This window comes from Streptomyces sp. NPDC050418 (assembly GCF_044458745.1).
Taxonomy (GTDB): domain Bacteria; phylum Actinomycetota; class Actinomycetes; order Streptomycetales; family Streptomycetaceae; genus Streptomyces.
This window is the reverse complement of sequence record NZ_JBITIG010000008.1, coordinates 338,179-351,251: the sequence shown is the minus strand read 5'-3', so window position 1 is coordinate 351,251 and position 13,073 is coordinate 338,179. Positions and strand designations below refer to the sequence as shown.

Genomic DNA, 13,073 nt, shown 5'->3' with positions numbered 1-13,073 from the left:
CGAACTCCTGCTGGTTGTCACAGATGGGGCCGGGCGCCGGTCAGAGATGCCGGCGACGGGCCTGCACCCGCCGCTCGTAGGTCCTGCGCGCCTCCACCGCCGCCTTACGGCTCGCGGTCTCGGCCACGGGAACATCCCACCACGCCTGCCCGGACGGCACGCCCGACACAGTGTCTGCGGATCCGGTCTCCACATAGACACATGTGGGCACATCGGCGGCGCGCGCCTCGCGCAGCGTTTCCCGCAGCTCACGCACGGTCCCCGCGCGCAGCACGCGCATCCCGAGGCTCTCCGCGTTCGCCCCGAGATCCACCGGCAGCGGCTCCCCGGTGTACGAGCCGTCCGCGGCCCGCATCCGGTACGCGGTCGCGAAGCGCTCGGCGCCGACGGACTCGGAGAGGCCGCCGATGGACGCGTACCCGTGGTTCTGCAGGATCACGACCTTGATCGCGATGCCCTCCTGCACGGCGGTGACCAGTTCGGTCGGGTTCATCAGATACGTGCCGTCCCCGACGAGCGCCCAGACCTCCCGCCCGGGTTCGGCGAGCTTGACGCCGATGGCGGCGGGGATCTCGTAGCCCATGCAGGAGTAGCCGTACTCGACGTGGTACTGGTCGCGTCCTCGCGTACGCCACAGCTTGTGGAGGTCGCCGGGGAGGGAGCCGGCGGCGTTGATGAGGACGTCGCGGTCCTCGGCCAGCTCGTCGAGGGCGCCGAGGAGCTGGATCTGGGTGGGGCGGGCCTCGGGGTCGGGCGCGGCGTAGGCGCCGGTGACCTGGGACTCCCAGTCCGCTTTGGCCTCGGTGTACTCGGCCTCGTACGTCGCGGGGACGCGGTAGGCGGGCGTCACCACCGTGTCGATGGTGTGCTCGCGCAACAGGCGGCGCAGCTGCGCCATCCCCGTGTGCGCGTCCCCGACCAGCGACACCGCCCCCATCTTGTGGGAATCGAACCCGGCGATGTTCAGGTTCACGAAGCGGACGTCCGGGTTGTCGAAGAGACTCCCGGAGGCCGTCGTGAAGTCCGTGTAGCGGGTGCCGATCCCGAGCACCAAGTCGGCGGTACGCGCGAGAGCGTTGGCCGTGAGCGTCCCGGTATGCCCGATCCCGCCGACGTCCGCGGGGTGGTCGTGACGCAGCGAGCCCTTGCCCGCCTGGGTGGAGGCAACCGGGATCCCGGTGCTCTCGGCGAGCACCTGCAATGTGTACTCGGCGCCTGCGTGCCGCACACCGCCGCCCGCGATGATGAGCGGACGGCGTGAGGCGCGGATCAGCTCAAGCGCCTCGTACAGATCCCGGTCGTGCACCTCGGGCCGCGCGACCCGCCACACCCGCTCCCGGAAGAACTCCTCCGGCCACTCCCACGCCTCCGCCTGCACATCCTGCGGAAGCGCCAGCGTCACCGCCCCGGTGTCCACCGGGTCCGCGAGCACCCGCATCGCGCTCAGCGCCGCCGGGATCAGGGCCTCGGGGCGCGTCACGCGGTCGAAGTACTTCGAGACGGGCCGCAGACAGTCGTTCACCGACACATCGCCCGCGTACGGGACTTCGAGCTGCTGCAGTACGGGGTCGGCGGGCCGCGCGGCGAACACGTCACCGGGCAGGAGCAGCACGGGCAGGTGGTTGATCGTGGCGAGCGCGGCGCCCGTGACCAGGTTGGTGGCGCCCGGGCCGATCGAGGTGGTCACGGCGTGCGTGGACAGGCGCCGCGAGTGGCGCGCGTAGCCGACGGCCGCGTGCACCATCGCCTGTTCGTTGCGCCCCTGGTGGAAGGGCATCTCGTCGCCGTACTCGACGAGCGCCTGCCCGAGTCCGGCCACGTTGCCGTGCCCGAAGATCCCCCAGGTCGCGGTGATCAGCCGCTGCCGGATGCCGTTGCGTTCGGTGTACTGCTGCGCCAGGAAGCGGACGAGGGCCTGCGCCACGGTGAGCCTCATCGGTAACCCTCCGAGAAGTCGGGGTGGAACCGGATCCGCCACTCACGGCCCGCCCCCGGACCGGCCATCACGTTCAGGTAGTACATGTCGTGCCCGGGCTGGGCGACCGAGGGCCCGTGCCAGCCGTCGGGCACCAGGACCGCGTCGCGCGTACGGACTTCGGCGAGCACGTCCGTACCGCCCTCGCGCGACGGGCTGACCCGCTGGTAGCCGAGGCCTTCGGGGCCGCCGTCGATCTCGAAGTAGTAGATCTCCTCCAACTCGCTTTCCTCGCCCGGCACTTGTTCGTCGTGTTTGTGCGGCGGATACGAGGACCAGTTGCCGCCGGGGGTGAGGACCTCGACGGCGATCAGACGGTCGCAGGCGAAGGCGTCGGCGGCGGCGAAGCCCCGCACCTGGCGGGCGCACCGCCCGCTGCCGCGCGCTTCGAGCGGAACCTCCGCCGCGGGGCCGTAGCGAGCCGGGAGTCTCCGCTCGCATTTCGCTCCTGCCAAAGCGAACCGGCCTCCCACGGCGGAGGCGATCTGGGCGTGGGCGTCACGCGGCACGTACGCGAAGTCGGTGGCCCCCGCGTAGACGTTCTTGCGTCCTTCGAGCTCGAAGAGCTCGCCGTCCACGACGGCCGTGCAGCCACCGGTGAGCGGCAGGACGATCCACTCGCTGTCACCGGCGGCGAGGGTGTGCGAGCCGCCCGGCGGCAGGTCGATCACCCGAAGCGACGCGTACGTCCAGCCCGCCCGCGCCGGATCGATGTCCAGGGCGTACGGGCCGTGCGCCGTCTCACCGGCGGGTACATGCATCGCCACTCCTACAGCAGACCGACGGCGGTCCGTACGGCCGCCGTCACATCATCATCGGGCGGATAGAGCAAGGAGCGGCCCACGACAAGCCCTTGCACGGTGGGCAGTTGCAGCGCGCCCCGCCATTTCTCGTACGCGGCGTCCTGATCGCCGCGCGTGTCCCCGCCGAGGATCACCGAAGGGAGCGTCGAGGCGGCCATGACACGCTCCATGTCGTCGGGGTTCTCCGTGACGGGCACCTTCAGCCAGGTGTACGCGGAGGTGCCGGCGAGCCCGGAGGCGATGGCGATCGAGGTGGTGACGGCCTCGGCGGACAGGTCGTTGCGCAGCCGTCCGTCGGTGCGGCGGGACACGAACGGCTCGACGAACACGGGGAGTTGATGCCCCGCCATCTCGTCGATCGCGCGGGCGCTGGAGTGCAGGGTGGCGAGCGAGCCCGGGTCGTCGTAGTCGATGCGAAGGAGCAGCTTGCCGCCGTCGAGGCCGGAGCGTACGAGGTCGGCAGGGCGGTAGCCGGTGAAGCGGTCGTCCAGTTCGAAGGCGGAGCCCGCGAGGCCGCCGCGGTTCATGGAGCCGAGCGCGACCTTGCCGTCGAGGGCGCCGAGCAGGAGCAGGTCGTCGAGGATGTCGGCGGTGGCGAGGACCCCGTCCACGCCCGGCTGTTCGAGAGCGAGGCAGAGCCGCTCCAGGAGGTCGAGCCGGTTGGCCATGGCGAGCCGGCGGTCGCCGACAGCGAGGGCGCCGCGGGCGGGATGGTCGGCGGCGATGATCAGCAGCCGGCCGCTCGGGCCGATCAGCGGCCTGCGGGAGCGGCGCGCGGCCGCCTCCGCCACGGCCTCGGGCCGGATGGCCCGGGTGCGCGCGAGCGCGGCGGGGCTGATCACGGGGACGCTCACACCCGGCCGCCTTCCAGGACGGCCTCGACCTCGTGCGCGTACGGCATGGCGGCCGAGCACGCGAGCCGTGAGGCGACGATCGCGCCCGCCGCATTGGCGTACCGCATGATGCGCTCCAGGTCCCAGCCCGCCAGGAGGCCGTGGCAGAGCGCCCCGCCGAAGCCGTCCCCGGCCCCCAGGCCGTTGACCACCTCGACCGGGACGGGCGGCACCTCGGCGCGCTCCCCCTTGCTGTTCACGGCGAGCACCCCCTTGGGGCCCTGCTTGACGACAGCGAGTTCCACCCCGTACGAGAGCAACTCCCGGGCGGCGGCCAGGGGTTCCCGTACACCTGTGGCGATCTCGCACTCGTCGAGGTTGCCGACGGCGACCGTGGCCCGGCGCAGGGCCTGCTCGTAGTACGGGCGCGGCTCCTCGGTCCAGAACATGGGGCGCCAGTCCAGGTCGAAGACCGTGAGCCCGGCGCGGGCTCGTTCGGTGAGCGCGGTGAGGGTCGCGTCGCGGCTGGGCTGCTCGCTCAGACCGGTGCCCGTCATCCAGAAGACGCGGGCGGCGCGCACCGCTTCGAGGTCCAGCTCATCCGGGTGGATCACCAGGTCGGGCGCCTTGGGCTGCCGGTAGAAGTAGAGGGGGAAGTCGTCGGGCGGGAAGATCTCGCAGAAGGTCACGGGGGTCGGCAGGCCCGCGACCGGGGTCACCCAGCGGTCGTCGACGCCGAACTCCCGCAGCGCCTGGCGGAGATACGTGCCGAACGCGTCCGCGCCCGTCCGGGTGATCACCGCGGTGCGCCGCCCCAGGCGCGCGGCCGCGACGGCCACGTTCGACGGGCTGCCGCCGAGGAACTTCCCGAAGGTCTCCACGTCGGCGAGCGGCACTCCCGACTGCAGGGGATAGAGGTCGACGCCGATCCGGCCCATGGTGAGCACGTCGAACGGATCCCGCCGTTCGGACTGACCCTGCGGTTCGGACACCGGCCACACCCTTTCGGTTTCGCCCCGGTCCAAGTCGTACCGCCGACCCCAGGTCTAATGCCGCACGCCCCGCACTGTCAACGGATTGTCCTTACATTCGGACCACGCCCGTCAGGCTCCTTGACACCCTTCTCGCACCGCCGGAAAGCTGGCGTAATGACGCCGGCGCCTGGCCTTTCCCGCATCCGAATCGGCTCCGCCCCCGACTCGTGGGGCGTGTGGTTCCCCGACGATCCGCGGCAGGTGCCCTGGCGTCAGTTCCTCGACGAGGTCAGCGCGTCGGGGTACGAGTGGATCGAGCTGGGACCGTACGGCTATCTGCCCACCGATCCGGACGTGCTGCGTGCGGAGACCGAGCGGCGTGGTCTGAAGGTCTCGGCGGGCACCGTCTTCACCGGCCTGCACCACGGCCCATCCGTGTGGGACTCCACCTGGGAGCAGGTCTCCCGGGTCGCGGCGCTCGCGCGGTCGCAGGGCGCGGGCCATCTCGTCGTGATCCCGTCCTTCTGGCGGGACGACAAGACGGGCGCGGTCCTGGAGGAGCGCGAGCTGACGGCGGAACAATGGCGTGAACTGGCCCGTGGATACGAGCGGTTGGCGCGCGAGGTCCGGGACACGTACGGGCTGCGGATCGTGGTCCACCCGCACGCGGACACCCACATCGACACCGAGGAGCACGTCACCCGCTTCCTCGACGCGACGGACTCCGGCCTCGTGTCGCTCTGCCTCGACACCGGGCACTACGCGTACTGCGGCGGCGACACCGTCAAGCTGATCGAGACGTACGGTTCCCGGATCGGCTATCTGCATCTCAAGCAGGTCGACCCGGCCGTGCTCGCGGCCGTGCACGCGGAGGACCTGCCATTCGGGCCCGCGGTCGGCCGCGGCGTGATGTGCGAGCCGCCGGCCGGAGTTCCGGCGCTGCCCCCTGTTCTGACGGCCGCTCAGGCACTGGGCATCGAACTGTTCGCGATCGTCGAGCAGGACATGTACCCGTGCGAGCCGGACCGTCCCCTGCCCGTCGCGCGCCGCACCCGCGCCTATCTGCGCTCCTGTGGGGCGTGACGACCTGGGAGGACCGAGGTGCGGACCAAGGCCGGCAGGACCCAGAGGTGCCCCGACGGCACCTGGGAGCGTGCGCTCGGCGTGCCGCATCCGCGGCTGCGGCCGGGCATCCTCGCGTACCGCGGCTTCCGCTTCGCCCTGGACGGGCCGCGGCGCCGGCTGGAGACGCCCGTCCCGGCCGTCACGCTGCTGCTCGGCTTCGACCGGCCGCTGCGGGTGCACCACGCGCGACGGCCGACGGTCACGCGGGTGTGCGCCGTGTCGGGGCTCGCGACGACGCCGGTGGTCGGTGAGCACGACGGGCGGCTCTCCGGCATCGAGGTCCTGATCGCCCCCTGGGCGGCGTTCACGCTGTTCGGCGTCGACCAGCACGAACTCGCCGACCAGGTCGCCGATCCGGTGGACGCGCTGTCGGTCGTACGGGGCGGCTGGTGCTCCGTGACCGCGCTGGCGGACGCGCTGGGCGCGCTGCCCACGTGGTCCTCGCGCTTCGCGCTGCTCGACGAGGTCTTCACGTACTGGTACGAGACCGGCACGCCCTGCTCGGCGCGGACGGTCGCCGCCTGGGACGAGCTGGTCCGTACGTCCGGGGCCGTCCCGGTGGCGGTGCTCGCCGAGCAGGTCGGCTGGAGCGTACGGCAGTTGGAGATGCGCTTCCGTGAGCAGATCGGGCTCGGGCCCAAGGCGGTGGCGCGGGTGCTGCGGCTGCAGCGGGCGCGCCGGATGCTGGCCGCGGGGCGCAGCCAGGCGGAGACGGCGGCGGCCTGCGGGTTCTACGACCAGTCGCATCTCAGCGGGGAGTTCCGGGCGATGACGGGGTGCACGCCCGGCGAGTTCACGGCGGCCCGGCGGCTGCCCGCCGCGCCGGCGGCCGGACCGCCGGACCCGGACCGGCTGCAGGGCGAGGCCACGAGCCTGCTCCTGTCACCGGACGGAACCGCGCCTTTCTCCAAGACCGCCCCCACGCGCTGAGGCAAGGTGGGCGGGTCGACCTGCCGACGGGGGAACGGGGGCCGACAGGGCCGGGCTCCCGTGCAGTGAGCCCGGCCCTTTGTCGTCCCCGATCACCGGCAAACCAGGGCAAAACTCTGCGGTTTTGTTGCAAACGTCCCCCTTGCGTCACAGACGTCTCACTCACGCGGGTTTCCCGTCACGCCCCGTCAACAGCCCCACCCCTCCCGTCGCTGTGCGTCGTTCACGGGGCAAAGGCTGGGTGATCGTCAGCAGACGTTGAGTGATCACCGTGACACGCACGCGGCTCCCCCGACGGCTCCCCCCGGGCCGCCGCCGCGCTGCGCACAGGGAGGTGCACATGACCGACCGCGAACTCTGGTCGTACAAGGACATCGCCGCACACATCCGGGTCCAGCCGGACACCGTGCGCTCGTACCGCAAGCATGGGCTGCTTCCCCCGCCGGACCACGTGGAGTCCGGCAAGCCGTACTGGTACCCCGATACCATCCGCCGCTGGGTGGCCGCGCGTCCGGGCAACCGGGGGCGCCGGGAGTGACCGGACGCGCCGGGGCCCTGCACCTCTTGTCAGGTGCAGGGCCCCGGCGTTTGCGCGGTCAGGCGTCGACGGGCACCTTCTCGCGAGGCGTGGACCCGTCCGGCGCCGGCCCGTCCGGCGCGGGTGACGACTCCCCTTCGCTCAGACCGAACCGGTCGTGCAGCCGCCGCAGCGGCCCGGGCGCCCACCAGGTCCAGCGGCCCGTGAGCTTGAGGACGGCCGGGACCAGAAGGCTCCGTACGACCATCGCGTCCATCAGGACCGCGAGCGCGATACCGAGGCCGAGCATCTTGGTGTTGGTGACGCGGGACGTGCCGATCGCCACCATCACCAGGGCGAGGATCACCGCCGCCGCCGTGATCAGACCGCCGGTGTGCTGCAGTCCGAACTTCACCGCGTGCTCGTGCCGGCCCGTGCGGTCGTACTCCTCCTTGATCCGGGAGAGCAGGAACACCCCGTAGTCCATGGAGAGTCCGAAGGCGACACAGAACATGAGCACCGGCAGGGTCGTCTCGATGTCGCCGGTCGAGGCGAAGCCGAGCAGTCCGGACAGATGGCCCTCCTGGAAGATCCACACCATCGCGCCGAACATCGCGGTGAGACTGAGGCCGTTGAGCAGCACGGCCTGCAGCGGGATCAGGACGCTGCCGGTGAGCAGGAAGACGAGGAGCAGTGTGACCACCGCAATGATCGCGAGCGCCCACGGCAGCCGGTCGCCGATCGCGGACTTGGAGTCCTCCAGCTGAGCCGCCCGTCCCGTCACCGAGGTCTCGAACGGGGCGTCCTGAGCGCGCAGTTCATGGACGAGATGCTGCGCCTGCTCGCCGACCGCCTCCCCTTCCGGCAGCACGGTGAAGTACGCGGCGTCGCCCGAGGCGGACGGCACCGGGCCCTCGACCCGCAGCACGTCCGGCAGTCCGGCGAGCTCGGTGCGGTAGGCCCCGTACTCCTCGGGCGTGCCGCGGCCCGCGAGCACCTTGAGCGCGCCGTCGGGGCTGCCCGGGAAGCCGTCGCGGATGTGCTGCTGCACGACATGGGACTCGGCGCTCGCGGGCAGCTGCCGGTCGTCCGGGGTGCCGAACTTGACGCCCAGGAACGGCAGGCCGAGCAGCAGCAGACCCGCGGTGGTGACGAGGGCGAAGACAGGGGCGCGGCGCATCACGAGGCCGGCGGCCCTGCCCCAGGCCGCGCCCTGCTCCTTGGGCTGCGCCTGGTCCGTAGGGCGGCTACCACGATTGCGGCGCCAGAGCCTGCGCAGGTCGAGGGAGTTGACGCGGTCGCCGAGCAGCATCAGCGCCGCGGGCAGCAGGATCAGTGCGGCCGCCGCGGCGAGCAGGACGACGGCGATCCCGGCGTACGCGAACGAGCGCAGGAAGTACTGCGGGAAGAGCAGCATCGCGGCGAGCGAGACGGCGACGGTCAGCGCGGAGAACAGGACGGTCCGCCCGGCGGTCCGCAGCGTCGTCCCGACAGCCGCCCGCGCCTCGGCGCCCGCGGCGAGCTCCTCGCGGTAGCGGCGGACGATGAACAGGGCGTAGTCGATGGCGAGTCCGAGCCCGAGCGCGGTGGTGAGGTTCATCGCGAAGACGGAGACATCGGTGAACTCGGTGATCCCGCGCAGCACCGCGTTGGTGCCGAGGATCGCCACGATCCCGACGAGCAGCGGGAGCAGGGCGGCGACCGCGCTGCCGAAGACCATCACGAGCAGCACGAGGGTGATCGGCAGCGCGATCATCTCGGCCCGCAGCAGGTCCTCCTGGATGATCTCGGTCATCTCGTGCTGCACGGCCACAGGGCCGCCGATGGAGACCTCGACCGGTCCGTGGCGGCCCTTCAGGTCCGGTGCGATCCGTTCGAGGGTGGCGGCCGCGGTCTTCTCGTCGCCCTCGATCCGGGCGGAGACCAGCGCGCGCCGGCCGTCCTCGGCGCGGAGTGCGGCCCGGGCCTCCTCGGGCGCCTGCCAGTACGAGCCGACGCCGGTCACCCCGTTCTGCGCGGCCAGCTCGCCCGCGAGGCGCTTGCCCTCGGCGGCGACGGCGGGGGCGTCGACCCCGGCCTTGCCGCTGTCGACGAGGAGCAGCACGTTCGGCTCGGAGTCGGGGAATTCGCGTTCCAGGATCTCGGCCGCGGCGGTGGATTCGGCGGCCGGGTCCTCCCAGCCGCCGCTGCCCATCCGGTCCGCGACCCCGCTGCCGGCGAACACCGCGAGCGCGGTGATCACCAGGGCGACCAGGAGCGAGAGCCGGGGACGGGCGGTGACGAAGCGCGTGAAGCCGCCCGGTGCGGGCGGGCCTGCGGGTTTGGCGCCGGGCGGGTTTGCGGGTTCGGCGGGCATAGCGGTGTCCCCTTCACCGTGGTAAACCGAGGTAAACACGAGCCAGCGCTCGCATTTATTAGAATGCGAGTCACCGCTCGCATTTGTCAATCCAAAACCCGAGTCGTCGCTCGCATTTCTGTCCGGCGCAGGGCAGGCGGTCTCCGCGGCCGCCTCGCATAGGCTCGGCACCGCACGGATCAAGCAGTGGGGAGACATCGATGCCCGACCAGGAGCACCAGGCCACCGCACCCAAGCCGCGCCGCCGTCAGGCGCGCGGCGAGCGCCGGGCCGCGCAGCTTCTGGACGCGGCGGCCGTGGTGTTCAGCCGGGTCGGGTACACGGCGGCGAGCACGAACGCCATCGCACGCGAGGCGGGGGTGTCGCCGGGGACGCTCTACCAGTTCTTCCCGAACAAGGAGGCCATCGCCGTCGACCTGGGCAACCGGCTCCTGGAGCAGTGGCGCGAGTCGTACGGCCAGGCCCTGTCGGCCGCGAACCTCGAACTGCCGCTGGCCGAGATGGTGGACGCGGTGGTGGACCCGCTGCTCGACTTCAACGCGCAGAACCCGGCGTTCCACGTCCTGATGCACGGCCCGGACACTCCGGGCCAGGTCACCGACGCCTTCGAGGTCTTCCACTCCGTGGTGCTGCGGAGGATCGAGGAGATCCTCACCGGCTATCTGCCCGACATCCCGCCCGCCGAGGCCACCCGGGTGACCACCACGACGCTCGCCCTGTTCAAGGCCGGACTCGACCTGATCGCCGCACACCCCGACGAGCGCGAGGCCTATCAGGCGGAGCTCAAGAAGGTGCTCTTCCGCTACCTCGACCCGATGCTCTGCGAGATCCCGCCGGGACCGCCCGCCGCGGAGGCGCCCGTCGCGGAGGCGCCCGCCCAGGCCGGCTGAGTCACCACGCCTCCGCCCCCTGCCGCGGCCCCTCCGGCAGCTTCGCCCCCTCGCCCGCCCGCAGCCTCATCGCGACCAGCGGGAAGACCAGCACGGACACCATCGCGGCCCCGACCAGCGCGGCCGCCTCGCTGGTCTGCAGCAGTTCCTCCTCCAGACCGATCGTGGTGATCGCGACGACGAGCGGGAGCGCTGTGGACGCGTACACGCTGAGCGCCGTGCGGTCGCGTGTCCCCAGGTCGCGCGGGGCGAGCAGCCACACGGGCAGGCCGCGCACCACGAGGAAGAGCACCAGGAACAGGGGCAGCAGCAACAGGGCCCGGCCGCCGTCGAGGAGGGCGGCGAGGTCGAAGCTGATCCCCGTGACCACGTAGAAGAGGGGCACCAGGAAGCCGAAGCCCATCGCCTCCACCTTCGAGACGACCTCGTGCGCGCTCTCGGGCGCGGCCCGGTGCAGCACGATGCGGGTGATCACCCCGGCCGCGAAGGCGCCGAGCAGGACGTCGAGGCCGAGCCAGGTCGCGAGGCCCAGCATCAGGGCGAGCATCAGCACGACGAGCCGGACCGCGAACTGGCCGCTGCTGTGCAGGGTCTTGGCGATGACGTTGGCGAACCAGGGCTGGTGCGGCCGCATCGCCCACCAGACGGCGCCGGCGGTGAGCAGCCCGAAGAGCACCAGGATGACCGTCGACTTGCCGGGGCTGCGCCCGCTGAGCAGCACCGCCATCGCGATGATCGGCCCGAACTCGCCGCAGGCGCCGACCGCCTGCATCACGGATCCGAAGCGCGTGCGCAGATCGCCCGCGTCGCGCAGCAGCGGGATCACGGTGCCGAGCGCGGTGGAGGTGAGCGCGGTGCCGATGCAGACGGCCTTGCTGAAGCCGCCGGACGCCAGCAGCAGCCCCGCGCTCAGGCCCAGGACGAGCGCGCAGCCCCAGGCCCAGGCCGCCCGGGTCAGGGTGTCGCCGCGGATCCGGTCGAACTCGATCTCGTATCCCGCCAGGAAGATCAGCATCGCGAGGCCGAGGTGGGAGAGGCCGTCGACCAGTTCGCCGTCGGTCGCCCAGCCGAGGACGTCGGGGCCGATGACGATGCCGAGGCCGATCTCGAAGATCACGAGCGGGATGGGCAGCCAGCGGCCCACGCCGTAGGCGAGCAGGGGCGCGAGGACCGCGATGGACATGATCAGGATCAGCGTCCCGGACTGCGACATAACGGCTGTCTACCATAAACTCCGGACAAAACGCTCCCGCAGCCTGCCCCGTGCGGACCGACCGCCCTCGTCTCATACGACCGGTCAAATCCGCTGAATCCGGAGGTACTTGCCATGCCGCCCATCCCCGCGAGCGACGGTCCGGAGATCACCCCCGGCCTCTGGAAACGCTGCCTGTGGGGCGGTCTGGCCCTCTGGCTGCTGACCGCGGTCGTCACGTACTTCACCAAGAACACCACTCTGCTCCCGACCCTCATCCTGCTCGGCAGCTTCCTGGTGCCCGCGGTCTTCGTGATGTGGGCCTACGAGCGGCACGGGCGCGACATCGGCGTGGGCGTGATCCTCGGCTGCTTCGTGACCGGCGGCATCCTCGGGGTGCTCGGCGCCTCAGTGATGGAGTACTACCTGCTGCACCCCTCGCTGTGGATGTTCATCGGCGTCGGTCTGATCGAGGAGGCCGTGAAGCTCGCCGCGCTGATCTGGGTCGTACGCCGCCGCCCGCAGCTGCGCGGCATCCGCACCGGCCTGGTGCTCGGCGCGGCGGTCGGCTTCGGCTTCGCCGCGTTCGAGAGCGCGGGGTACGCGTTCAACGCCGCCGTCACCACCAAGGGCATCGACCTGCGCGCGCTTTTGGAGACGGAGCTGCTCCGCGGGATCCTCGCGCCGTTCGGACACGGGCTGTGGACGGCCATCGCGGGCGCGGTGCTCTTCGCGTTCCGCCGCCCCGACGGCCGCTTCCGCTTCGCGGGTCCCGTCATCGGCGCGTATCTCGGCGTGGCCCTGCTGCACGCGCTCTGGGACTCGATGCACGGCATCGCGATCTGGCTTGTCGCGCGGATCACCACGGGCGGTCTCGACCGCTCGCTCTTCGCCCAGGGCTATATCCCCGAGCCGACCGACCAGCAGAAACATCTCTTCACGCTGTTCTCGATCGGCGGTCTCGTCCTGATCTCCCTGATCGGCATCAAGTGGCTGCGCTCGCTCGCGCAGCGCGACAGCACTTGGAAAAGTACCCCCTAGGGGTATACGGTGGAGAGCGTGAGGGAGGCCCCGGCAGAACCGGCCTCCTCATGGGGCACTCTGGTGCCGGGCAGCAGCCCGACACGAGCGCGCCCCTCCCCGACGCACTCCCTCGACAGGAGAACGACATGACCGCCCAGACCGAGCTCCCCCAGGCCGAGACCACCGGTTCCTGCTGCGGCGGCGGCAGCTGCAGCAGCACGCCGGCCGCCGACACGCAGGACGGCATCACCACCGTCTACCAGGTCACCGGCATGACCTGCGGCCACTGCGAGGGCGCGGTCTCCAGCGAGATCTCCGAGCTGCCGGGCGTCACCTCGGTCAAGGCCGTGGCCTCCACGGGCCAGGTGACCGTGATCTCCGCCGCTCCGCTCGACGACGAGGCGGTGCGCGCGGCGGTCGACGAGGCCGGTTACGAGCTGACCGGCCGCGCCTGA

The 13,073-nt window shown here is 71.6% G+C and carries 12 protein-coding genes; 6 read left to right on the top strand and 6 right to left on the bottom strand.

Annotated elements, in window-relative coordinates; translation table 11 throughout:
* Window positions 1-40: 40 nt before the first annotated feature.
* Genes iolD through iolC form a run of 4 tightly spaced genes read right to left on the bottom strand, consistent with a single transcriptional unit; the run spans window position 41 to window position 4,549 of the window.
* Complete coding sequence (gene iolD, locus ACIBI4_RS21730; RefSeq protein WP_399205600.1) at window positions 41-1,936, bottom strand: 3D-(3,5/4)-trihydroxycyclohexane-1,2-dione acylhydrolase (decyclizing); 1,896 nt, start codon at window positions 1,934-1,936, stop codon at window positions 41-43.
* Window positions 1,933-2,736, bottom strand: coding sequence for a 5-deoxy-glucuronate isomerase (gene iolB / locus ACIBI4_RS21725; RefSeq protein WP_399205599.1), 804 nt, complete (start codon window positions 2,734-2,736; stop codon window positions 1,933-1,935). Before iolB ends, iolD begins: the two co-directional genes overlap by 4 nt.
* Window positions 2,737-2,744: 8 nt before the next feature.
* Complete coding sequence (locus ACIBI4_RS21720) at window positions 2,745-3,632, bottom strand: deoxyribose-phosphate aldolase (RefSeq protein WP_399205598.1); 888 nt, start codon at window positions 3,630-3,632, stop codon at window positions 2,745-2,747.
* Complete coding sequence (iolC, locus tag ACIBI4_RS21715; RefSeq protein WP_399205720.1) at window positions 3,629-4,549, bottom strand: 5-dehydro-2-deoxygluconokinase; 921 nt, start codon at window positions 4,547-4,549, stop codon at window positions 3,629-3,631. Before iolC ends, ACIBI4_RS21720 begins: the two co-directional genes overlap by 4 nt.
* 210 nt (window positions 4,550-4,759) lie before the next feature.
* Here iolC and ACIBI4_RS21710 point away from each other — a divergent pair, with 210 nt between their 5' ends.
* From ACIBI4_RS21710 to ACIBI4_RS21700, 3 genes are all read left to right on the top strand, one after another.
* The gene (locus tag ACIBI4_RS21710; protein WP_399205597.1) at window positions 4,760-5,668 is read left to right on the top strand and encodes a sugar phosphate isomerase/epimerase family protein; all 909 of its coding nucleotides are present in this window, start codon (window positions 4,760-4,762) and stop codon (window positions 5,666-5,668) included.
* Window positions 5,669-5,686: 18 nt separating this feature from the next.
* A complete protein-coding gene (locus tag ACIBI4_RS21705) occupies window positions 5,687-6,640 on the top strand; it encodes a helix-turn-helix domain-containing protein (protein WP_399205596.1) in 954 nt (317 codons plus the stop codon).
* A gap of 340 nt (window positions 6,641-6,980) precedes the next feature.
* Window positions 6,981-7,178 carry a helix-turn-helix transcriptional regulator gene (locus ACIBI4_RS21700; RefSeq protein ID WP_399205595.1) on the top strand — a complete coding sequence of 66 codons (198 nt, stop codon included), beginning with the start codon at window positions 6,981-6,983 and terminating at the stop codon, window positions 7,176-7,178.
* A 58-nt stretch (window positions 7,179-7,236) separates the two neighbouring features.
* Here ACIBI4_RS21700 and ACIBI4_RS21695 read toward each other — a convergent pair whose 3' ends face one another.
* Entirely contained in the window at window positions 7,237-9,513 is a 2,277-nt protein-coding gene (locus tag ACIBI4_RS21695; RefSeq protein ID WP_399205594.1) for an MMPL family transporter, read from the bottom strand.
* Window positions 9,514-9,713: 200 nt separating this feature from the next.
* On the opposite strand from ACIBI4_RS21695, the gene ACIBI4_RS21690 reads away from it, so the two are divergent.
* Window positions 9,714-10,403 carry a TetR/AcrR family transcriptional regulator gene (locus tag ACIBI4_RS21690; protein ID WP_399205593.1) on the top strand — a complete coding sequence of 230 codons (690 nt, stop codon included), beginning with the start codon at window positions 9,714-9,716 and terminating at the stop codon, window positions 10,401-10,403.
* A gap of 1 nt (window position 10,404) precedes the next feature.
* On the opposite strand, the gene ACIBI4_RS21685 is transcribed toward ACIBI4_RS21690, so the two are convergent.
* The gene (locus ACIBI4_RS21685; RefSeq protein ID WP_399205592.1) at window positions 10,405-11,616 is read right to left on the bottom strand and encodes a cation:proton antiporter; all 1,212 of its coding nucleotides are present in this window, start codon (window positions 11,614-11,616) and stop codon (window positions 10,405-10,407) included.
* Between the two features lie 114 nt (window positions 11,617-11,730).
* On the opposite strand from ACIBI4_RS21685, the gene ACIBI4_RS21680 reads away from it, so the two are divergent.
* Window positions 11,731-12,636, top strand: coding sequence for a PrsW family intramembrane metalloprotease (locus ACIBI4_RS21680; protein WP_399205591.1), 906 nt, complete (start codon window positions 11,731-11,733; stop codon window positions 12,634-12,636).
* 128 nt (window positions 12,637-12,764) lie between these two features.
* On the top strand, window positions 12,765-13,073 hold the full coding sequence (locus ACIBI4_RS21675) for a heavy-metal-associated domain-containing protein (RefSeq protein WP_399205590.1): 309 nt from the start codon (window positions 12,765-12,767) through the stop codon (window positions 13,071-13,073).

What these genes read in the sequence shown, in the direction of transcription:
- iolD (WP_399205600.1), bottom strand. Translation starts at nt 1,936, where the DNA reads ATGAGGCTCACCGTGGCGCAGGCCCTCGTCCGCTTCCTGGCGCAGCAG.
- iolB (WP_399205599.1), bottom strand. Translation starts at nt 2,736, where the DNA reads ATGCATGTACCCGCCGGTGAGACGGCGCACGGCCCGTACGCCCTGGAC.
- iolC (WP_399205720.1), bottom strand. Translation starts at nt 4,549, where the DNA reads ATGGGCCGGATCGGCGTCGACCTCTATCCCCTGCAGTCGGGAGTGCCG.
- ACIBI4_RS21710 (WP_399205597.1), top strand. Translation starts at nt 4,760, where the DNA reads ATGACGCCGGCGCCTGGCCTTTCCCGCATCCGAATCGGCTCCGCCCCC.
- ACIBI4_RS21700 (WP_399205595.1), top strand. Translation starts at nt 6,981, where the DNA reads ATGACCGACCGCGAACTCTGGTCGTACAAGGACATCGCCGCACACATC.
- ACIBI4_RS21695 (WP_399205594.1), bottom strand. Translation starts at nt 9,513, where the DNA reads ATGCCCGCCGAACCCGCAAACCCGCCCGGCGCCAAACCCGCAGGCCCG.
- ACIBI4_RS21690 (WP_399205593.1), top strand. Translation starts at nt 9,714, where the DNA reads ATGCCCGACCAGGAGCACCAGGCCACCGCACCCAAGCCGCGCCGCCGT.
- ACIBI4_RS21685 (WP_399205592.1), bottom strand. Translation starts at nt 11,616, where the DNA reads ATGTCGCAGTCCGGGACGCTGATCCTGATCATGTCCATCGCGGTCCTC.
- ACIBI4_RS21680 (WP_399205591.1), top strand. Translation starts at nt 11,731, where the DNA reads ATGCCGCCCATCCCCGCGAGCGACGGTCCGGAGATCACCCCCGGCCTC.
- ACIBI4_RS21675 (WP_399205590.1), top strand. Translation starts at nt 12,765, where the DNA reads ATGACCGCCCAGACCGAGCTCCCCCAGGCCGAGACCACCGGTTCCTGC.